38 protein-coding genes are annotated in these 19,593 nt (G+C 36.2%); 1 reads left to right on the top strand and 37 read right to left on the bottom strand.

Annotated elements, in window-relative coordinates:
• Positions 1 to 77: 77 nt before the first annotated feature.
• The 37 genes from AC4E8D_RS32185 to AC4E8D_RS32365 all read right to left on the bottom strand — a co-directional run bounded on the left by AC4E8D_RS32185 (position 78) and on the right by AC4E8D_RS32365 (position 18,352).
• Complete coding sequence (locus AC4E8D_RS32185; RefSeq protein ID WP_490206678.1) at positions 78 to 227, bottom strand: hypothetical protein; 150 nt, start codon at positions 225 to 227, stop codon at positions 78 to 80.
• A 144-nt stretch (positions 228 to 371) separates the two neighbouring features.
• A complete protein-coding gene (locus AC4E8D_RS32190; protein WP_490206679.1) occupies positions 372 to 692 on the bottom strand; it encodes a hypothetical protein in 321 nt (106 codons plus the stop codon).
• A 70-nt stretch (positions 693 to 762) separates the two neighbouring features.
• Entirely contained in the window at positions 763 to 984 is a 222-nt protein-coding gene (locus AC4E8D_RS32195; protein WP_490206680.1) for a hypothetical protein, read from the bottom strand.
• 191 nt (positions 985 to 1,175) lie between these two features.
• Entirely contained in the window at positions 1,176 to 1,532 is a 357-nt protein-coding gene (locus tag AC4E8D_RS32200) for a hypothetical protein (RefSeq protein WP_490206681.1), read from the bottom strand.
• Between the two features lie 36 nt (positions 1,533 to 1,568).
• The gene (locus AC4E8D_RS32205) at positions 1,569 to 1,769 is read right to left on the bottom strand and encodes a hypothetical protein (RefSeq protein ID WP_490206682.1); all 201 of its coding nucleotides are present in this window, start codon (positions 1,767 to 1,769) and stop codon (positions 1,569 to 1,571) included.
• Between the two features lie 173 nt (positions 1,770 to 1,942).
• The gene (locus AC4E8D_RS32210) at positions 1,943 to 2,116 is read right to left on the bottom strand and encodes a hypothetical protein (RefSeq protein ID WP_490206683.1); all 174 of its coding nucleotides are present in this window, start codon (positions 2,114 to 2,116) and stop codon (positions 1,943 to 1,945) included.
• Complete coding sequence (locus tag AC4E8D_RS32215; RefSeq protein WP_490206684.1) at positions 2,110 to 2,424, bottom strand: hypothetical protein; 315 nt, start codon at positions 2,422 to 2,424, stop codon at positions 2,110 to 2,112. Before AC4E8D_RS32215 ends, AC4E8D_RS32210 begins: the two co-directional genes overlap by 7 nt.
• An 82-nt stretch (positions 2,425 to 2,506) precedes the next feature.
• The gene (locus AC4E8D_RS32220) at positions 2,507 to 2,782 is read right to left on the bottom strand and encodes a hypothetical protein (protein WP_490206685.1); all 276 of its coding nucleotides are present in this window, start codon (positions 2,780 to 2,782) and stop codon (positions 2,507 to 2,509) included.
• A gap of 38 nt (positions 2,783 to 2,820) precedes the next feature.
• Entirely contained in the window at positions 2,821 to 3,222 is a 402-nt protein-coding gene (locus AC4E8D_RS32225) for a hypothetical protein (RefSeq protein WP_490206686.1), read from the bottom strand.
• 73 nt (positions 3,223 to 3,295) lie between these two features.
• Positions 3,296 to 3,874 (bottom strand): hypothetical protein, encoded by a 579-nt coding sequence (locus AC4E8D_RS32230; protein WP_490206687.1) that lies wholly within the window; start codon positions 3,872 to 3,874, stop codon positions 3,296 to 3,298.
• Between the two features lie 23 nt (positions 3,875 to 3,897).
• A complete protein-coding gene (locus AC4E8D_RS32235; RefSeq protein ID WP_490206688.1) occupies positions 3,898 to 4,074 on the bottom strand; it encodes a hypothetical protein in 177 nt (58 codons plus the stop codon).
• A 56-nt stretch (positions 4,075 to 4,130) separates the two neighbouring features.
• Positions 4,131 to 4,892 (bottom strand): hypothetical protein, encoded by a 762-nt coding sequence (locus tag AC4E8D_RS32240; RefSeq protein ID WP_490206689.1) that lies wholly within the window; start codon positions 4,890 to 4,892, stop codon positions 4,131 to 4,133.
• A gap of 70 nt (positions 4,893 to 4,962) precedes the next feature.
• Positions 4,963 to 5,367, bottom strand: coding sequence for a hypothetical protein (locus AC4E8D_RS32245; RefSeq protein ID WP_490206690.1), 405 nt, complete (start codon positions 5,365 to 5,367; stop codon positions 4,963 to 4,965).
• 26 nt (positions 5,368 to 5,393) lie between these two features.
• Positions 5,394 to 5,579 carry a hypothetical protein gene (locus tag AC4E8D_RS32250; protein WP_490206691.1) on the bottom strand — a complete coding sequence of 62 codons (186 nt, stop codon included), beginning with the start codon at positions 5,577 to 5,579 and terminating at the stop codon, positions 5,394 to 5,396.
• Positions 5,580 to 5,660: 81 nt separating this feature from the next.
• Positions 5,661 to 5,828, bottom strand: a complete 168-nt coding sequence (locus tag AC4E8D_RS32255; protein WP_490206692.1) for a hypothetical protein — start codon at positions 5,826 to 5,828, stop codon at positions 5,661 to 5,663.
• Between the two features lie 9 nt (positions 5,829 to 5,837).
• Positions 5,838 to 5,990 carry a hypothetical protein gene (locus AC4E8D_RS32260; RefSeq protein WP_490206693.1) on the bottom strand — a complete coding sequence of 51 codons (153 nt, stop codon included), beginning with the start codon at positions 5,988 to 5,990 and terminating at the stop codon, positions 5,838 to 5,840.
• Positions 5,990 to 6,187 (bottom strand): hypothetical protein, encoded by a 198-nt coding sequence (locus AC4E8D_RS32265; RefSeq protein WP_490206694.1) that lies wholly within the window; start codon positions 6,185 to 6,187, stop codon positions 5,990 to 5,992. Before AC4E8D_RS32265 ends, AC4E8D_RS32260 begins: the two co-directional genes overlap by 1 nt.
• 23 nt (positions 6,188 to 6,210) lie before the next feature.
• On the bottom strand, positions 6,211 to 6,393 hold the full coding sequence (locus AC4E8D_RS32270; protein WP_490206695.1) for a hypothetical protein: 183 nt from the start codon (positions 6,391 to 6,393) through the stop codon (positions 6,211 to 6,213).
• A gap of 86 nt (positions 6,394 to 6,479) precedes the next feature.
• Positions 6,480 to 6,695 (bottom strand): hypothetical protein, encoded by a 216-nt coding sequence (locus tag AC4E8D_RS32275; protein ID WP_490206696.1) that lies wholly within the window; start codon positions 6,693 to 6,695, stop codon positions 6,480 to 6,482.
• 64 nt (positions 6,696 to 6,759) lie between these two features.
• Complete coding sequence (locus AC4E8D_RS32280; RefSeq protein WP_490206697.1) at positions 6,760 to 7,014, bottom strand: hypothetical protein; 255 nt, start codon at positions 7,012 to 7,014, stop codon at positions 6,760 to 6,762.
• An 86-nt stretch (positions 7,015 to 7,100) separates the two neighbouring features.
• Positions 7,101 to 7,427: a hypothetical protein gene (locus tag AC4E8D_RS32285; RefSeq protein WP_490206698.1), complete on the bottom strand. Its 327-nt coding sequence runs from the start codon at positions 7,425 to 7,427 to the stop codon at positions 7,101 to 7,103.
• A 255-nt stretch (positions 7,428 to 7,682) separates the two neighbouring features.
• Complete coding sequence (locus AC4E8D_RS32290) at positions 7,683 to 7,982, bottom strand: hypothetical protein (protein ID WP_490206699.1); 300 nt, start codon at positions 7,980 to 7,982, stop codon at positions 7,683 to 7,685.
• A gap of 67 nt (positions 7,983 to 8,049) precedes the next feature.
• Positions 8,050 to 8,271: a hypothetical protein gene (locus AC4E8D_RS32295; protein WP_490206700.1), complete on the bottom strand. Its 222-nt coding sequence runs from the start codon at positions 8,269 to 8,271 to the stop codon at positions 8,050 to 8,052.
• A gap of 75 nt (positions 8,272 to 8,346) precedes the next feature.
• The gene (locus tag AC4E8D_RS32300; protein ID WP_490206701.1) at positions 8,347 to 8,799 is read right to left on the bottom strand and encodes a hypothetical protein; all 453 of its coding nucleotides are present in this window, start codon (positions 8,797 to 8,799) and stop codon (positions 8,347 to 8,349) included.
• A 157-nt stretch (positions 8,800 to 8,956) separates the two neighbouring features.
• Positions 8,957 to 9,520: an antirestriction protein ArdA gene (locus tag AC4E8D_RS32305; protein ID WP_490206702.1), complete on the bottom strand. Its 564-nt coding sequence runs from the start codon at positions 9,518 to 9,520 to the stop codon at positions 8,957 to 8,959.
• Between the two features lie 70 nt (positions 9,521 to 9,590).
• Complete coding sequence (locus tag AC4E8D_RS32310) at positions 9,591 to 9,731, bottom strand: hypothetical protein (protein ID WP_490206703.1); 141 nt, start codon at positions 9,729 to 9,731, stop codon at positions 9,591 to 9,593.
• A 200-nt stretch (positions 9,732 to 9,931) separates the two neighbouring features.
• Positions 9,932 to 10,387: a hypothetical protein gene (locus tag AC4E8D_RS32315; protein ID WP_490206704.1), complete on the bottom strand. Its 456-nt coding sequence runs from the start codon at positions 10,385 to 10,387 to the stop codon at positions 9,932 to 9,934.
• 66 nt (positions 10,388 to 10,453) lie between these two features.
• Positions 10,454 to 10,993, bottom strand: coding sequence for an ADP-ribosyltransferase-containing protein (locus AC4E8D_RS32320; protein ID WP_490206705.1), 540 nt, complete (start codon positions 10,991 to 10,993; stop codon positions 10,454 to 10,456).
• 122 nt (positions 10,994 to 11,115) lie between these two features.
• Positions 11,116 to 11,379: a hypothetical protein gene (locus AC4E8D_RS32325; RefSeq protein ID WP_490206706.1), complete on the bottom strand. Its 264-nt coding sequence runs from the start codon at positions 11,377 to 11,379 to the stop codon at positions 11,116 to 11,118.
• An 85-nt stretch (positions 11,380 to 11,464) separates the two neighbouring features.
• Complete coding sequence (locus AC4E8D_RS32330; RefSeq protein WP_490206707.1) at positions 11,465 to 11,818, bottom strand: hypothetical protein; 354 nt, start codon at positions 11,816 to 11,818, stop codon at positions 11,465 to 11,467.
• A gap of 2 nt (positions 11,819 to 11,820) precedes the next feature.
• Entirely contained in the window at positions 11,821 to 12,078 is a 258-nt protein-coding gene (locus tag AC4E8D_RS32335; RefSeq protein WP_490206708.1) for a hypothetical protein, read from the bottom strand.
• A gap of 87 nt (positions 12,079 to 12,165) precedes the next feature.
• Positions 12,166 to 13,122 carry a hypothetical protein gene (locus tag AC4E8D_RS32340; RefSeq protein ID WP_490206709.1) on the bottom strand — a complete coding sequence of 319 codons (957 nt, stop codon included), beginning with the start codon at positions 13,120 to 13,122 and terminating at the stop codon, positions 12,166 to 12,168.
• Between the two features lie 176 nt (positions 13,123 to 13,298).
• Entirely contained in the window at positions 13,299 to 13,454 is a 156-nt protein-coding gene (locus AC4E8D_RS32345) for a hypothetical protein (RefSeq protein WP_490206710.1), read from the bottom strand.
• Positions 13,455 to 14,450: 996 nt separating this feature from the next.
• A complete protein-coding gene (locus AC4E8D_RS32350; RefSeq protein WP_490206711.1) occupies positions 14,451 to 15,605 on the bottom strand; it encodes a hypothetical protein in 1,155 nt (384 codons plus the stop codon).
• Between the two features lie 442 nt (positions 15,606 to 16,047).
• Positions 16,048 to 16,554: a hypothetical protein gene (locus tag AC4E8D_RS32355; RefSeq protein ID WP_490206712.1), complete on the bottom strand. Its 507-nt coding sequence runs from the start codon at positions 16,552 to 16,554 to the stop codon at positions 16,048 to 16,050.
• Positions 16,555 to 16,878: 324 nt separating this feature from the next.
• On the bottom strand, positions 16,879 to 17,394 hold the full coding sequence (locus AC4E8D_RS32360) for a hypothetical protein (protein ID WP_490206713.1): 516 nt from the start codon (positions 17,392 to 17,394) through the stop codon (positions 16,879 to 16,881).
• Positions 17,381 to 18,352, bottom strand: coding sequence for a ParM/StbA family protein (locus AC4E8D_RS32365; RefSeq protein WP_490206714.1), 972 nt, complete (start codon positions 18,350 to 18,352; stop codon positions 17,381 to 17,383). The genes AC4E8D_RS32360 and AC4E8D_RS32365 overlap by 14 nt, the downstream gene beginning before the upstream one ends.
• A 333-nt stretch (positions 18,353 to 18,685) precedes the next feature.
• Between AC4E8D_RS32365 and AC4E8D_RS32370 the strand changes: the two genes are divergently transcribed.
• On the top strand, positions 18,686 to 19,444 hold the full coding sequence (locus tag AC4E8D_RS32370; protein WP_490206715.1) for a hypothetical protein: 759 nt from the start codon (positions 18,686 to 18,688) through the stop codon (positions 19,442 to 19,444).
• The last annotated feature ends 149 nt before the right edge of the window (positions 19,445 to 19,593 follow it).

Below are 19,593 nucleotides of genomic sequence, written 5' to 3' on the forward strand. Positions count from 1 at the left end.
ACTTTGGCATGTCGCCATGTTCGTATATGCTCCAGATACAGGGTTCCACATCTGTATAACATATTGTTCAGGGATGTTTATATCAATCTGATCTTCATCATGATCCAGCTTGACACCATCCCAATAAGTTGTTCGACATCTTCTGCTTCTAAGTATTGCTTTCTCTCTGGATCAAACAGTTCAAGCACCTTGTTTGTTTTGTCATAGCTAATAACTATGTTTTTCATTTGACTTTCACCTCTTCTGAATTTATTTATGTCGATTCTGAGTTGGGAACACACCTTTTCAATATGCAAGATCATGGATGTCACCTCAAAATATTTTCACCCTCCACATATAGTTATACATGAGAGGGTGAAAATCACACATTTTTATATAGTTGATTTCACATCTTCTATATTGGATTCCAAGTTCTTCATCTCTTCTACAGCGTCATTCAATGCTTCAAGTATGGAAGTGATATTTTTTACACCCTCGATTGAAGATTGGAATCTATCCAATGTATCCTCTTGAATCTCGGTCAATTCACGACTACTACTTTCGTATTGGTCGATCTTTTCCTCCATATCTTCCATGAGGGAATCAGCCTTCTGGTATGCTTCTTGAATCAAATCCGATGGCAATTTACCAAGCATATCTTTGATCATTTCTTCAAGTTTGTCGAATCTTGTATTTGCTTGCTTGATATTCACAGCTATACCTCCAATACAATATAACTCCCCTATATGTAATTATACAGGGAAGTGAGAAAATCGCACATCATTATTCTTTATTCTTGTTAGGTCTTGGTTCGATTTTAACTGCTTTGACTCGCGGCAAATACTCACCCAATTTTTCTACAAGATCAAGCCCTCTTTGCGATAAATGATTATCAGCAACGATTTCATTTTCTCCATCATACTGAAAGGAAATGTTCTCATTGACTAGAAGACTTACCACCTGTTTTAGATCATCGTTCATTCCAGTAACTTTAAATTTAACCATTTCATCACCCCTGTAATTCATTGAATATTTCACACTCAAATGTAAATAGAATTCGCATTTTATTTACTCTCATGTTTAAACTTTACTATCATATTTGCAATAATGAAACATGTTGATACTATCAGCAAGCTAAGTAATAGATTCATTATTTAATCCTTTCATTAAGAAAGTCTCACAAGAATTATTTTAATTTAAAATTTCCATGCCTTCGCTTCTTTGCTGAAACCATCATGATTTAAAAATACATCTGCTACTTGAATAGTGAACTCTAATTCTGGGTCTTCTGATGCTTTGTCTATTGCGATCATGAATACGGTTTTGAGGTCTTGAGTGTTAAATGTATTCCCTTCATCTCCAAACTCTACAGTGTAAGTTACCTGCTCCGATGGATGCACAGCGATATCTAAATGGTCAGTTTCCTTTTCCTTTTGCGCTGTATCAAATGCCATTCTAACAGCTTCGTCAGGATCGGATGTCCATGGTTTAGCTGGATCATTTGTTTGATAAAGCGGCCCTAATTTGATTACGAATATATTGTTGTTTTCCATGTTTTTTAATCTCCTTTTATGTAAATAGAATGTTTACTAAATTGATTCGTTTATTCTTGAAAAATCAATGTAATCCTTTTCAATCTCAATCTTTCGCTTAATAAGAAATTGTTCTACAGTTTCATCAGCTTCATTTTCTATGGCTTTATCAATATCTTTCAATTCTTCTTTTAGCCATAAAACGGAATAGTGTACTGCCTTGCGACTTTGTTTCTCTGTGAGTACTGGAATCCCCATTATCTTTTGACCTCCTTCAACCCTTAGTACAGGTAACTTATTGACTTGTAAATAGAATGTTTATTTTATTTAGAGCGATCAAAAATAAGTCTAAAGAAAAATGCTAGAAACATAATTACTCCAGTTCCAGCAATAATCCAAATTACAACTTCCTCTTTCACATATATACCTCCTCAATAATCTCTTTTAACACCATAGCCTTCAATAATCATATGCTCACCTTCAACACTAACAGAAGTAATACCAACTACTAAAAGTGGGTTTCCATTTTCATCAGTTGTATGATCTCCGATCTTTAAGGCATAACCAATCATATTAACCTGATACTTTCGTTTAAATGCTAGCATTGAATCCTCTCTCCATTCATATTTAATCCATTCCTCTTCAACCTTCGTTCAACCTCATAAGGTGAATGAGTGAAGGTATTATGGTAACTAGCCATCCATTGTCGCAAATAGTAATCATCGTGCAATCTCTCTTTGTATTCCACCATTGCAGTTTTAGGCTCTGTGGCAACATAGAATCCATCTTCTGTGTTATGTTTGAAGAAACTGATTTCAAAGCCGCATGGGATCTCCTGTGTGGCTCCTGCTACGTATGTTTCCATGTACGTATAAAATTCTTTGATGTTTTTGGGTATATATTTTTCAGTCACCTTATTCATCCTTTCACTTCATATGTAACTAATCGCTTGCACCTATAATTATATAGATGCAAGATCAAATCACACATTTAATTTAAAATTCATTCATCGCCTTTTCAAGCGCCTTCCAACGTGCCACATCGAACGACTTGCTTTCAAGTTTGCCAAATTGCAAGGCATAATCAATTGAAAAATCTCCAAAATGTTCACAACGAACCTCGCCGCCATCTTTGAAAAGGTCGTCAAGTGAGTTTATCTTATGATCCTTAAACAGTTTTCGAATATCTTCAATATTGACATCATGTTGTTCCGCTTTCTCTTTGAGACTTTCAATCATTTGTTCAACTGTCTCATCTAATTTAATGTTCATTTTATTCAACCTCTCCTATTATCTTCTCATTATAGCATTTAAATAAACATGATTCTTTCTATTATTTCCGCTTCACTGAGCCATTCCGAATGCAATTCATCTAGCCCATCTACCAAACAGAATTCGCCATCTTCGTTCTTATCTGTGACTGTGGCTAAATTCAAACCTTGAACAGCTACTCTGGCACCAACGTAAATATCACCATTATAACTCTCCAACCTACACCCATTAGTTATGGGGTATTCAATAATAATTTTGTCACCTTCGTATGTAACTGTGGCTGGAAGAACATCCTTTCGATTCATATCTCTTACAATAGTAGAGAAATCATTTTCATTTAAGATTGTCAGTTCATCGGCTGTACTTCTTGATCTACGCATAAGCCACCACTTAGGTTCTGACAATCTTTTAATTATCTCTTGCTTCTCATTAACATCCATTTTAAATACCTCCTATAATATAAAATCAATAAAGTACACCTATAGTTATATAGATGTACTCGATGATCACACATTATTGTTGTTCGGATACAATTTCCCACTGATTAAGATTAAATTGATAGAGTGGGAAATACTCAATTTCGTTCACTGTATAACGTACATTCGCTGATTTAGGACGCTCTTTAAAGCCCAACTCCTCATCATCTTCCCTGCAAAGAAACACTTCCATAGCCTCTCCATTGTCACTTTTAAGCTTCATGCCAGCTTCGATAAGACTTTCATTCTTATCGAAGTATTGCTTTCTTATTTCAATCCATTCGGCTAATCCTCTTGCAATCAGTTCGGCACATAACTTCTCCATTTGCTCTCTGATCTCTGGATCTTTAAATCCGATTCGTGAAAATCCTTCTTCCATTTCCCACATGTCGGGTCCTCTTGACAAGAATTGAGAAAGAATCAAATATTGATCTCCATTATCAATTTCGGCAATCTCTAGTTGTGTAGAGAATCTAAAAACTTTAGGTATGTTCATGATGATTGTATTCCTACCTGTGTATATTCCTTTTCCTAGTTCGAACGATGCACCATTAATTTGTAGTCCTTCAAAGTCTGACAATTCCAGTTGTTTTGCGAGTTTAAACTCTCTTTTCATATGTATCATCCTCCACTTTTTAATTATCGTTCTACGTTTACATAACCGCGCATCATAGCCCTGTAACTTTCCCAGTCTGCTACATGCTCTTTCGCTTCGCTAATAGGTATTTTCTTTTCGCCATCGCAAAGTTGGCATTTCCATGTCGAATAGACACCTGAACCATTACAATCAGGACAAGCAACCATTTCTTCTTCCACAACAATCAACTCCCTTCTATCTTTAGTTATATAGTCACAATCCTAAATCACACACATTACAGCCATGATCCCATATTTCTAAACGCACCAAACTGATCTTCCATATATTCAAAACATTCTTCAGTTGGCATATACCAAATATGGTTGTTCTCTTCTTCTGTATGTCTACCCATAAAATACTCTTCACAAGCTTTAGACTCAATGAGTCCATCAACTTGAAGGCTCCATATGATTGACCTTTCATCCTCAGTTAATGATCTGCCCTTCTCGATTAGATCAAGATTCAATCCTGACTTGATTGGGCTATCCGCAATCCTATGGAGATTGTATCCATTAGTGTCCATCAACCCCTCAAACAGTTCTTCATTGACCACCATATATTCATGGGGAAACAATCCAACTGATTCAATTTTGTTTATACTCTTGTGTCTGACAAGTATTTCAACCTTATAGCTTCCAAACTTATCAAACCCATCATTGTTGATACTTTCAGAACATGGTGTGCCCCAATAAATTCCCCAATTCACAGGCTTGTATTCATGTCCCACAGGCGGTGCGTTTGTCACCATAATCCACGATCCACTATGAACCAACCTTGATTCATGTGGTCTGTATGAATCCTTATCCCTTAATGTCATATATCCCATTTCTTTTTGAGACAGATCAAGGTATGACAACCTATGTGTTTCGCCTTTGAGTTTCTTTTCAGCCCATTCTTTCTCCTCTTCCATTTCCTCTCTTCCTGCATCGGATCTTGCTTCCGCAATCAGTTCATCCATCAACTCAAGCTCATCCCTGATAATTTTTCTTCTCGCCATGCATAACCCTCCTCTGTAAATATGAATTGCTCCCACATATAATTATATGGAAGCAATTCAAAATCACACATTATCCGTAAACTACTTCACCAAACAATGCAAACTGTAAAATGCAGTCACATGTAATAGCGTCTCCACACTCAAGATCATTATCATGAGGACGCTTTTCATAGTTCAACTCAAAACCCTTAATGAGTTTTTCCAAAGTCAAAATCCAATTACTATCATCTTCTACGTCTTCAAGATCATAAAACTTGATGCTTCCACCATCCAAAATAATTTTTGTCGCCCATGTAGAATTTGGCTCATCTTTTGGTTTAGCGTCCCATTCTGGTTTATCTTTATTGTCCAATCCAACCCAATAATTACTACCACCTTCAAAACAACTAACAATGATGTTTTCGATGTCTCCTTCTGTCAACTCTTTCTTAATTGTCGCTGTACCTACTACTTTTTTATCATCAAATTTCAACATTATAATCTCTCCCTTAGTTTGGTTTATTAATAACTATCAATGAAATCCTTAGCTTCTTGCATGTTGCCAGCTTCCCATTCTTCATAACGATAACCTGCACCTTGCTCCCATTCTTCTTTTGTGAAGACCAAATAAACATTCCTATCACTGTGCTTATCTTTTTGTTCTCTAATCTTGAATCCTTTATAGGTCGTTATATTTGTCTTAGCCATTAGTTAACCTTCTTTCTATGTAGGTTTTTCAGTGCTCTCATATATACTTATATATCAGAGCACTGAAAACACACATATGATCTACAATTCTCCTACCTTGTAGCCATTCAAAAACACATAATCAGTATCATGGTTAACAAAAATTTCATTGTCACCGCTTTTGTATGTATCTCCAACAATGTCATTAGAGACGAATTGAACATCTTCTAACATAAGCATTCTGCAAAGTCGTGATTCTGTTTCGTTCATGTGAACCTCCTATGATTGAATGATATCAACGCGATATAGATCATGATTCAAGTTAATGTTTGCTCCCGCTTCAACTTTTTCCGCATCTGCCATGGTCAATGGTTCTTTATTGATAGTTTTAATAGTTTTACCTGATTCAATTTCAATGATTACAACATCCATCACTTGCCCTCCTCTAAAATCTCAATTGTGATTTTCAATTTTGTTCCAAATTCATGATAATACTTAGCATAGAGAATATCCGTCAAGAGTTCACCTTTGTCAGTGAGAATGTCCATTTGATCATCAAAAAGATTTACTTCACCCTCAAGGGTTTCCACTTTCTTTGGTGGTTGTTTCAAGTATTCTTGACCTGTCATTTCACATTCTCCATTCATTATATTTATTTAATCAGATCCCAAACATCTTTCCAGTTCTCACAACCAGATACATCTACCGAATCAATTTTTTCAAGTTTTTCTACCAGTATTTCGTCTTGTTCTTTATATGTTGTTAATCCAGTAAGCTTTGCAAGTGTTCCATTAGACAACAATTTAATTTCTGTTTTTGCTTCTTGTTTTGTCATTTCACATTCTCCATTCGAAGTTGATTATGTAACTTATTGCTTGCTCATATATAGTTATATATAAGCAAACTAAAATCACACAAAATTTATAAGTTTTGTGATTGAATGATATCCTCTATCGTTTGTTTTGTATCTTCTCTTTTGATCTGATCAAACGTTTGCCATTCTCCTTCACGACTTTTATATATTGCGTTTTCAGGTGCACCTTCTGCCTTTGCAATTTCGATTTCATGATTGACATATCCCCAGTTTGATTGCATCATGATTCCCCAAGCTTTAATGTACTTGTAATTCTTTTCCATGTTAAGTTCTCCATTCTGTTTGATTTTTTTGTTACACATTAATTTATATGAACTCAATATAAAATCACACAAACATTTGAGATTCGATCATAGTTAATGTGTTTAGTTCAGTAGAAATAGATGAGTATTTATATGCTAACTCATCAAGCCGATCAGAATAGTTTTTTAGTCTACCAGATAAACAGATATTTCTATCCGTTTCATCCAATGGTAAATCTACAAAAATATTATTCAATTCAGATATGAATCTATTCATATTATCTTTCACTCTATTTAGACTATTTCTCTTTTCCTCTATGATCTCTTGCAAGCTTTCCAAGTTCATATGTATGCACCACTTTCCTATTTTTATGTAAGAAAGCCTATGAGTATTATACCATATTCTCATAGGCTATTAGTATTGATTTACAGTACTTGATAGAACAAATTATCCCCTTGTTTGTCGATACAACGCGCAACCAATACATTGCTATTCAAAATCATAAATCCTTTTAGACTATTGCTTTCGATTGTAATTTCAGGACTTTGAACAGCCATTTCAGAATGTCCATGGTTTATAAAGTTAAATCCAAAAAAACTATTGGAGTCTACTTTTTCGTCAAACTCTTCAGTCAGGAACGATGTTAGCATTGCTTTGACTCCTGCAATTTCAATCTGACTCCAATTTCCCTTGAAGCTAGTAGGGTAAAGATCCATTTCGATGAGTTCAAATTTTCCTGTTTGAATTTCCATGTAAACCATCCTCTCGTTGTATATTTATATATGAGTCATCAGAAACAACACGCATTTACATGCTGTATCTGTAACTACCTTTACAGCAACAAAAGTAGCACTCAATCAGGGGATATGGGTATAAGAGGGAATCCGATTGAATGCTACTTTTGCAACTGTAAGTTTCTACTTAATGAAACACATAAGAAAAGGGGATATGAGGGATATCATCCTTATGTGTTTCATTAAGTAGCCAACCGAAGTTGGCATACTTTTTTAAGCTTGCACAATTGTTTCGACTTTCCCCTCTAGATATTCAATACCTGTGTCCATAAATTTCAAAGCTGTGTATTCCCCCACTATTTGAATTGAACCGCATTTTCTTGGGCAAGGGCATTCTGTCGTAATAATTGCACCCATTACCATGTCGCCTTTTGATTCCATTTCCTCTGCAACCTTCTCTTGTGCTTCCAAGATCCGCATTGCCAACATCATTTTTTTTAGCGTACTATCCATGTTGTTAGCTTTCATGTTTTCATTCAGGAAGTCTTGGAAAGATTTAGTTTTAGTATTCATTATCGGTTATCCCCTTTGGTATGTTTAGTTTTTTGTTTGTATATACTTATATGAGTTGTTATCCGTATCACACATACTTATCATTAATTTTTACGATATAGCCGCCATCTTGCCACTGTTTCCAGCGTGAATATCCTCCTGAAACGTTTGCCTTATCAATCTCTATATCCCATCCTGATCCAGTCCAAAAATTCACTGTGGCGACAACACCACGAACAACAATAGTCTTAGTTGCAATCTGGATAGAATCGCCTACATTAACCTCTAAACCATTATCTGATTTTGCCATTTTAAATACCTCTTTCGGTTTGTTTGATTATAGTTATATAGTTGTCGTGTAGAATCACACGCTTTCCCTGAAATTTTAGGCCGCTTCATTCTTTCGAATTGTTCCGCTTGTCCATGCACCGCCATATACTCCAATCTCTTCGAACTGATTGAATAAACATTGTTTCATGCCTTCTAGATACTTTTGGTACAAACCTTTTTGAAGGTTCTCAATGTTTCCCATGCTGTAATAGTCCTGTTCCTTTTGAATCAGTTTGATTGCCATACTCCATTCATTATCTTCGACAACAATATAGAAAAGAGAATTTTCTAATACCGCTCTTTCTTCTCTGCTTGTCCATTCATTGCATTTCGAGAAACTTTTGTATTTATTCTTAAAGTCATGGATAAATTGATATAGCGAATCTTCCCACATTTCTTGTCGTAGCTCATAATCTATTTCACCATCGTATTCGCAATCGAAGTTATCCCAATCAACATAATACAAACCCTCATAATCTCCATGTACACATGCATTCCCTCTACCCATGTTCATATCCCCTTTAGTTGTTATTTCCCTCATACATACTTATATGGATGCGTGATAGAATCACACACTGTAAAACAAAAAGATACACGAATTATTCATGTGCCTTTTTCTAAAACAGTATGAGAAAAGGCCAGCGTTAACACTGGCCTTTGATCTGTTATCCTATATATTCAATATATACAGTGTCGGAAATTGAATAGTATGAACCGCTAGAATCCATAGACTCGCCAACGCTTTCCCAATCGATTGCGTTTCTTAGTTCACTTGGTATTGATTCCAAATCATGATTTTGTTCATACCATTGATAGGCAACGTCTGACATATCTTTGCAATCATGAAAGTATATCACGTTATCTAAATCTTCGATTGCTGACAAAATGTCATCAGAAACACCATTGTCTACCATTGCAACTACAGCATCTATTTGGTCTTCATCTAATTTCTCCATTGCTTCTGCAATTTCATTCAGTTTTTCAATACTTGTATACTCTTTGATCTCAAAAGGTGCTTCGTAGTCATGGATTGCCCATTCTTCATACATTGTAAAACCATCTGGACTTTCAACGTATGGAATAAATTCGCCATTCTCATCGTAATGAGCAACACCAATAGCAACACGAATTTCATCCAAATCATGTGGCAATGTGAACCATTCACCTACAAGATGACCTTCGTTATATTTTCCAAGGTTAGCAACATAGATTTTAATTTCATTCGACATTTTTTCATATCCCCATTCGTTATGTTTTTTGTTCGTATATACTTATATGAGTTCCTATGTGAATCACACATTAGTTTGAAAAAATATTACTCAATGTTCCTGCAACCATGATCAATGCCATTGATCCGATCATACCATAATACAATAGTTGTCCGCTTGGATTGCCATCCAATTCAAAATACATATCAACTTTCTGTTTAAGGTTTCGCATAATATCATCCCCTCTATTTGAATAGGTAAAATTTTAATGCGTCTGCTAGTTGTTCAGTTGTGATGTATTGAGCCTTTTGTTTTGGTTTACGTATGAACAGTTTGAAAAGTCTCACTCTTTCACCTCATGTATACTTATATGATTCATGCACAAAAACACACACCAAATTGAATTTGATGTGTGTTCCATTCAAAATAATATCAATAGCTTGCATCACCATGCGGAGCGGTCACCATGACACGGCGTTGTTCTCCATATTTGTTTTCTTGTATTGCTTCGATTGAATTGTCTGCAAAGTGAATTCTGTCTACTTCTTTCCATTGTGGCGCAATCTCTTTGCAGTAGTTATAAAAACGTTGATATCTAACTAAAAGTTTTGCGACTTTATTATGCTCCTCTTTTGTAAGGATGTCGTGACTGGACAAGTCAAATATTGTCATATCTCGTAAAACTGTCACTGTATGGATTGGTCTTTTGTGTCCAGCACTGTAAAAGGCATTTTTGCTGTCTAAAAATCTAGTTAATTGTGCAATAGAAGTGTAAGAGAAGTCGCGTTTCTTTATGATGTATTCTTCATATGTCATATTCTCAGTTGTTCCGTCCTTGTATGTAACGCTACCCTTGCCACTTATAAAGCTTGCACTTACAATGTTCATATTTATCCACCCTTCCCCTTAAATGTTTCTTTCCCTCAATATATATTATATGATTTAACTATAAAATCACACATCTGTATTGAATTTTTCTACATTTACAATATTGTATGACTCATGAACAGTTGCAATATAGATTTTGTGCGGCTCGGTTCCCCATTCCGCTTGGACTGCAATACTGTCATAACCGAACAGCTTATACAATTCTTGCAATGGTTCTTCCTTGCCACCATAGGCGTTGCATATCCCGCATATCATTTCCACGTCATCGTCTGACCATTCGTATATACTGTTCACAGCTTCATTCAACACTTTATTAAATCCTTCGAATTCAGTTTCCCCGTAGTTCGCGAGGAATTGCCCTGTTTCATCCAATCGCTTTAGAAAACGTCTCAATTGTGCTTTTGTGATGGTTTTAGCGTCAAAGCATAGTGGCTTAGTGCCTATAAATTCAACCGTATATAGAAAGCCCTCATGAGCGTATCCGCTGGCAATCTGTTTGCTGTCAGTGAAGTAGAATCCGAAACCCTCAGCGGTTCCATTCAGTCCCATGTGTTTATAGTCGAAGCGGTCAAAATTCTGTTTGCTTCCATGATATACAATTGTCATTGCTCGTTATCCCCATTCCTTATATATTCCCTCATACTATATTATATGGTTTGACTTTAAAATCACACACAAAGCGAAAATATTTTGTATGACATTTTAAGGACAAACGAAAAGCGCACTTGTTACAGTGCGCTTGTTCTTGCTTTTGACACCACTAAAGTTAATCCTGCTTTTCTAAGATTTTCACCTAACATTTCCACACTTTTGTTAGCTCGTATGACTATCTCTTCATGCGGATCTTCTTCCAATACAGCGTATATGCATATCTCCCTATGTTCATGGTCGTATGCCATTTCCCATTCTGTATGTGGCAAGTATTCTGTGTATGGAATAAAGTTCGCTTTAATGGCTTGTTGTGTGGCTTTGAGTCGTATCCATTGTTTCATGGACTTGTCGCCTTTATATGCTACCCACATATGAGTCACTACATGTCTTATATCGCCAACTACCATTGGTCTAGATGCATACATATTATTTACCTGCCTTCCAAATATATTTACCGATGATCGATTCTTCTTGGTCTGGATCTGCATTAGGCGTATACTTAACAATCAGATAAGAGCCTATGACACGTTTTTTAAACTCTTTGAGTGATTCGCCTTTCAATGGTTTAAAGTCCATAACCCATGATGTACCTTTTGTATCTTCTTCTGAATAGACATAGAATACATTTTCTCGTTCGCTATATGATGCATGTTGGATCTTGCGTACATCTGTTACATGTCCTTGATCATTGGTTGTGGTGTATGCATCTGCCTGAGTGTTGTTTGCTGTTATGAATAGCGCGATTGTGAGAATGAACGCGTATGTTAGTTTTTTAATCATGATTAGTTATCCCCTTTAGTTTTAGTGTAGAAAGCTGTATATGTGCCTACTTCATTGTTACAGTTGTAGTATTCGAAAGCATTGATTTTCTGTTCGAATGTCTCCAGATCGGTGTATTCATCGGGACTATCAATGATGATATAAGGTGCACCCCATACGCTTTCAGGGTTCATTTTGCAAGGTATGATGTGACCTTCCCACTTTCCATTATTGCGAATAGCGGCGCGGACTTGTGATTTTGTTTGTTTAGTTAGTGTCATGGTTGTTTCCTCCATTTATGTTGGTTTGGTTTGTTCATATATACTTATATGGAAGGCGTATGAGATCACACGCCTATATGATCTTTTTTATACTGCTTGGCTGTAAAGTTCTTTCAACTTATTAAAAGTGCGATCAGTGCGTTTGCCTACCATTGTATCAATCTCATTCTTTTTGAATCCTGCAAGTCTCATTCTAATGATGTCCATTTCAGCGTCTGAGAAAATACCCATTTCTTCTGCTAATTGTATAGCGTCCTGAATTGTGCTATCTTCCATAGCTTCTATCATTTGTGCTTGTTTTTGTTCCTCTTTAGACTTCTTTTCATTGACAGATTTTCGCGTGAATACTTGAATCACATTGGAGATTCTGCAATAGACTGTATAGAAGTAATTTTGAACTGATTCAAATGTTTCAGTACCAAAGTTCAATTTAGGATCAATTGCATCGCCTATCAATTGTTGATGTACATCATCTTTAGAAAATTGATTCTCATTGATCATACCCGCGCTACTAGGTGCTTTTTGGTATGACATCGTATTTTCAACGTTGTGTTTAGCAAGTGTTTTTGCACTAGTACGCTTTTTGTAGCCTACGCCGTATGTCATAAACTTATTGATAGTACGTTCAATGTGCCCAGTTCCTAGAAAGGCAATAAAGATGTATTGTAGTTCTTCAATAGTTGTAGCTGTATGCAGTGCATTCATGCCATGCTCAAAGCGTTCGCAAAATGTTTTGGTAGGCATCTTTAATTCGAATTTGATAATAGCGTCCATAGTTTCAATTTGTGATTGTGTAAATGTACCTTCTAAGAAATCCAAGCCTGTGTATACTGGCACTTCTAGTGCTGTTTTAGGCTTTACAGTACGTGCCTTATATGTATATGTCTTTTTGGCAAGACGTATAGCGTTCTTCTTCTTTTTCTTTTTAGGTTGTGCTACTTTCTTTGGTTCCTTAGCGGATTCCATTGTTATGCCAGATGATACAACCAATTTAACCAATGTAGTCATTGTATTGCGGTCAAACAGTGTGTTAACGTCACTCATGCGGCATTCGGATACAATCGCGTATGCGAGTTTCATCTTTGCGGATCTATGTCCTTCCATCTTGGATGCTACCATGTTAACTGATTTAAAGAACGCTGATTTGTTTGTGATCATTTGAATTATCCCCTTTTGTTATGGTTTATCGCTTTCCCTCAAAAGCGTCTTGCGTGTATTGCTTATCCTACCAGTGTATTAATGTGTTGCAGTTTTACGATCTCTTTAGGAGTGATTACCACGCCTTTGATGATGATAGTACGTTCGCGTTTAACTTGCTGTTTGCGTTGTTCGTTACGTTGCTGATAAAGCATTTCCATTTGGTTTTGAAGTGTCATGATTGTGTTCCCCTTTCTGTTTATTTTGTGAGTCCGAACAATACAATGTTGCATGGTTACAGTACGCTGTTGCTTTGAGTTGTTAGGTTGTCCTAACCCCTACATATAATATACCATAGGTGCTCAAGAAAGTACACACTTTTCTTTAAGTTTTCGCTACAAATTTGTACGAACGTTCACAATTAGAATAGGGATAATGTTCGGATTTAAGCAGAATTGACATTCTCGTCCAATTTTGTCGAATTCGATACTAAGAGCGTTTCAGGACATAGTGAATACTAGAGTAAGGGCAGAAGGCTAAGAGCCTTAGAAAGTACCATAGAAAGCGTGATGAGGTGTGGTCGTGGTCGTGGTCTTGGTTGTAGATACGATCTGCCCCGCATGTCGTGTTCAGGGCAAGCCGACCCGAATATCTTTCCTCAAAGAAAGAGTTTTGCACTAGGGCAACATTCTTGATTACACGCAAAAGTCATGAATCCAAAAAATATTTTGACATGCTACATAAATTTTTCTTAGAAGCAAAAATGTTTCCTCAGTGCAACATTTCATTTGGTAACAGATTCCAATTCACATAACGACAGGCCGAACATGACCACTTTACACATAACATCAATTATGTGAAAAGACTTGACAAGGGTGGGGGTGGGTTTACAGTCAAATTACAAAATTTACCAGTGGTCGAACCCCTATCACTACAATCCAGACTTCCGACCTCATTTTACGAGCCACGGACACTCTCGTAGCTACGATAAGGCTCTCTCGTAAATCTAGCAACTATATACCGATTCCACCTATAGTCGAGCAGGGGTCTATCACAGGCGTTCTGACGCAATATCAGTACCCATAGCACAACGAACACTATCAAATAACTGAGAGCAACGATACACTCTATGATTTAGACATTATCACGATGTATAAACTGATAGATGATGGGCAATAATGATAATAGATCCCTAGATCAAGACGCTACAATGATCCTGCTAATCTGCTATAGCACTAAGAGCACATCGTAGCATTGCTATAGCCGCTAGACATAATTCCAGAATACCTCATGTAATTATTGCGAATCATGCTCATAGAAACATCGCTCAGATCGCTATGTAACAACTCAATACATAGCATTACATGATCAATGACAGACTTTTGATCCCAGTTGCTATGAGTGCTCACATAGATTTCCTCCAGATCAGGAATGGCACGAATAGCATCTCCAATAGCAATATTCTCTTCAGCGTTGAAATTTTGCATATACTCATTAGCTAAGTCGCTATAATACATATCTCTAGTTGCTTTGTAAGCAAAAGCGCACATCTCATCAATAGTCATCTCTTGGTCATGATTTATCTTGTCTTTCCAGATTTGATGAATTCTTCTGCATACTTTGATTCCGATCTGGAGAAGATCAGAGCGATCCATAGCGACTGTTTTAATAGCTTTAATGGATTGAGTAACCTTTTGCCAGATAGAGCGTAGTCTAAAATCGAAGATGTTTGCATATAATGCATTAATCTCCTTTGGAACGTATTTTATTACATTTGTTTTCTCTGAATGAATCTCAGGAACATTAGTATGTAAATCTATATCTTTAAGGTCTTGAAATGGTAAAGATAAGGTAGAGTCATTTTTATCGCCTGAATCGCTTGCCACACAAGGGGTATCAGCGTTTTCAGCTTTCCGATTAGCTTTCTCTTCAGCTTTCCATTGTAGATTTAAGTAGTCATTAATATGTGCGAAATATGGATGAGTAGTAAAGAAATGCATAGCACACCCTAAACCATTTTGCTTCTTGGAGCATCTATTGGCTTTAACTAGAATACCTTCATTACGCAACTGTTTGAGGGCATCATAAACAGTTGATCTGGCTATTTCATACTTCTCGGAGATGTGGGCAGGGCTTGCATAGAGAAATCCTCTTTCGATGGACAGGAAAGTAATGTATTCAATAGCTTCTCTAGTCTTTAGCTTAAGGTTAAACCAGCGATCAGCGAATACACCTTCGATAGAGGTGAGTAAAGAGTTTTTAATGGTCTTATAGCGATCCTCATTGGATTTGGTGGCATAATGGGGCAGTTGAGTCAAATATTCAAACTCTTGGGTTGTTATCTTCCGATTTTTGCTCATATAAGTGTAATCAGGCTTAAAAATCATCAAATAGGCAGTAAATGATCAATTTATTCGAATTTTTAGATATTTTTGATCATTTTACGCTTAAAATACGCAATAATATCGTAAAATACAGTAAAATGTCGTACTGTTTCGTACAATATCATATGAATTAAACGTATTCCGAGCGTGAATATAACAAATTATCGTACTATTTTGTATAATTTCTTATAGTTTCGTACTATTTAAAATGTTTCGTATTGTACGAAAGTAAATTTTTTCTAAGAAATTAAACCAAAATAGTTGATTTTGAATCACACAATTGCTATAATGAGTATAGGAAATTGAAACTGACGAGAAGGTTAAAATAACCTTTACGTAGTTTTGTGTGATTTTGTTATATATGGGCCTGAGAACCCGCAAGACCTATCTGACCTCCAATCGTGTTGGCGCACGATGGGGGTTAATTTTTTGCCTAATATCCTCCAGTCTATTTTATTGTTATATCCTTATTCTTCTTATATTGAATCAATTCTTCGAGACTCAATGTCTCTGCAACAAATCTTCCATATTTCAGATTGATGCCCTCGTAAATTTCCACAATCTTTAAGTAGTGACCATTAAATTTTATGATTTTATTTAACTCAATATCCCATACATACTCCAATTGTTCACTGCGATCTATGAGTAGACTATATTCTTCGATTATTTTGTTTGATATATGACTTCTCATTGTAAATCGATGATATTTGCGAGCATCGTAAATGAAATATAAGCCTTCGATCTTATCGCTTAAAACTTTTAATTCATCCTTAATAAGCTGAGAATCTAGTAAGCAATTTTCAGCATACCAATCTACAGCAATAATCAGACTTAAATATTTGGTGCTATCCAAATCATCCCATTTGTTCTTTTCGTGTACTGAAATAAGCCTATCTATTTCGGATTTTATTCCGCTATATAGAAAGCCGCTAACATCATACGGGGGAGCAGACATAGATCACCTCACCGTCAAATATGGTTGGATTAACTAACCGATCTGTCAGATCAGTCGATCAAAATTACATAAATTTTAACGTCTTACTCACTTTTAACAATAACACAGGCTAAAAATGGTGTAAATAGCAACAAAAAAACTATTTTTCGTACCGTACAATACGAAACTATACAGTACTAAACGATATTGTGTCGTATAGTACGATAGTATACGAATCAATGCGAAACGTTTTAAATTATACGGTATAATACGATAGAGTACGAAACTATTACAGTAAAATATTACCCTCTACTTAAGAGAAGCAGAGGGTATTTTCAATGTTTTTTACTTGGCTAAGAGTGGATTTGTCTTCTTGCCAGCAGTTGTCTTGGTTGCCGCTGATCTTTGTTTTGGCTTTTTAATTGGTTGTTCGGATTCGACTACTTGCTTAACTCCGCTCTCTATCACTTCGGTAACATCAATCACTGGACTCTTCTGCTCCGATGAAGACGAAGGGATGGAAGAGAAGTCGTGATTATGCCCATAAAACTCTTGAACAGAGGGCTGAACCTCAACTTTTGTTGGAGGTGGAGAGGGTATTGTTTGCGGAATGAATGTTGGAGTATCATCTTTATAAAAATGGTCTGCTAATAGTTGCTTCATGAAGCCGCTAAATGATTGCGGCTCCAATAAAGCTAGTCTTAACAATCCCATTTGATAAGGATCATCTTTGTTGATAGAAACTCCTTGATTGATGAATTGTCCTTTTGTATCATTGCGCAAGTCTTCGAGGTATTCATCTACATTGTGAGAAGTGATGGATACATTTCTCCACTTGGCTTTGCGATCACTCTTCTTCATCTGAATCATCCTCTTGCCCGAAGATTTCGATACCAGCCGCCAACATACCTCTCACTTGTACGAACACTGGGTCTTCAGCAACCTCAAGTTTAGGGAAGTATTTCCTCAACTCTGCAATGAGGTCTTCTACAAGAGCACCACCACCAAAAGCGATTACTCTATCATCGGTCTTCCATAAACGTTGCAAGTCATACATGATATTTGAAACGTAAGCTTCCCAACTTGTAATTTCTTTAAAATTAAGTCCTTCACGCTCAATAGTTCCGCTTTCGTCAGGAATAGGGATCGCTTGACCATCGATATAAAGGGTACTTGCAAAACCAACTGTACGAGATGCTAAATCTATAAGTCTTGTAAGTCCTTCAGGCTTCAAGAAGTTAGCGGCAATCATACCTTCAGGGGTTACTAATACATTGGAGATGGTAAAGGTGTAAACTTCACGATTCACTTTAATAGTATGTTCCCCAAGCAAAATATTTTTGATTTTTTCGTCATCATCTGTCTCTCTATATCGATTGTAGGGGATAGTGGTTACAAGGTCGATATAATCAGCCCCATACAACGCACATGCGAGAAGTGTTGAATATATAAATGTGTCAGCACTCTTATCATCAACGAATGGATTCATTTTACCTCTAGCATTCATGATCAACTGACCTGTAAAGATTATTTTAGTGTCGATTTCAAGGATGTAGGACTGTCCATCGTTAGGGATAGGGTAATTAGAGAATACGCCCATATCTTTTCCGTATCCTTTATGGGAAAGGATGCTAACAGGCTCATCCATGTAGTCAGCCAAGATTTTGATGTTCCAGCCGCCATTATCGACAGCAAGTACACAGTATGTAGACTCAGGAGTCTCTTCGACAAGTGGAAGAGGGGTTGGTATGACTACCTCCTGTTTTGGTTGTTCTGCTTGAGTTCTTGGTGCTCTTTTTCTAACTGTAGTTTCTGCCACTGACGATCATCCTTTCGATTATATATAGTTTTGTGTGTTCTCTATCTATATATAAGAATACCACATTATTCTAGCAGTTTGCAATAGTTTCGTACAATCTTATACTGTACGAAATTTTGTGAGTTAGTGTATCGTATATTACGATACTCTACGATTCTTCATGATACTTTACGATATAGTACAATACAATAAGAAACATTACGATAACATATCGTGTAATACGATATTGTATGAGTTTAATTAACCGTATGGAAAAATTCCTTACTTTTAGATTGACTATAGGTACGGTAGAAAGTACAATATACACCTAATGCTGAAGGGAGGGAAATGGATTTGGATAAACAATCACTATTATCGTGGTTGAATATTAAAGACTCTGTGAATATTCAGATGCCGAATGAAATATTTGAGGACTTTGATCAAGCAGGTTTTAAAAGCTTCAATCACAAATGCTTTGGATATGCATATTACTATTTAATATGTTATTTATATAGAAATGCCGCATATGGAAATGAAATTAAAAATTACAGTCAACAAAATATCATCAACATAATCACAAGCGACAAATCCTCCATTTCTTATATTACTAAATCAAATGGATTATTGGATGAGATAGATTACACAAAGTCCACTACAGATTACCCTATAGCACTTTACATGAATGATGGGACGCTTGAATTTGGTTTCATAAAAGAGTTAAGAAAGAATATACCTGATCTTCAGCTTACACATAGCCCTAGACTGACAATAAAGGAGCCAGTTAAGGCTTTAGTAAGGTTTGATGGGGAAGATTACACTGGAACATACTATTCATTTCAAAATACACATAAGTTGGATGTATATGATTTCGCAACAATAATGACTGATATTAAACTCGGACATGTTGGATTGTATATATATGGGTACATCAGTATGATGTGTGACAGGTTCCCTGAAGGGTATAGGATCACAAATATTGATCTTGCTAAGGTGGTAGGGTGTAGCGAGAGAACTATAAAGTCTTATATGGCAAGACTTGAACTACTGAATTTAGTTGAAAGTACAACTGTAACACTTAACAATAAGACCCAGAAATTTTACTCTGTTGGATGAGTTCTGTCTGTAACGATGGTACATAGTCATCTGACCACCTCTCTGACGAACGCAGATAGGGGTAGATCAGATCGGAGGACATTAGACTAGTCGTTGGAGGGTGTGAATTGAAAATCGATCTGAGGGGTCTTAAAAGCCGTCAGAATTGA

It is taken from the genome of Paenibacillus sp. SRL342, from assembly GCF_984798905.1.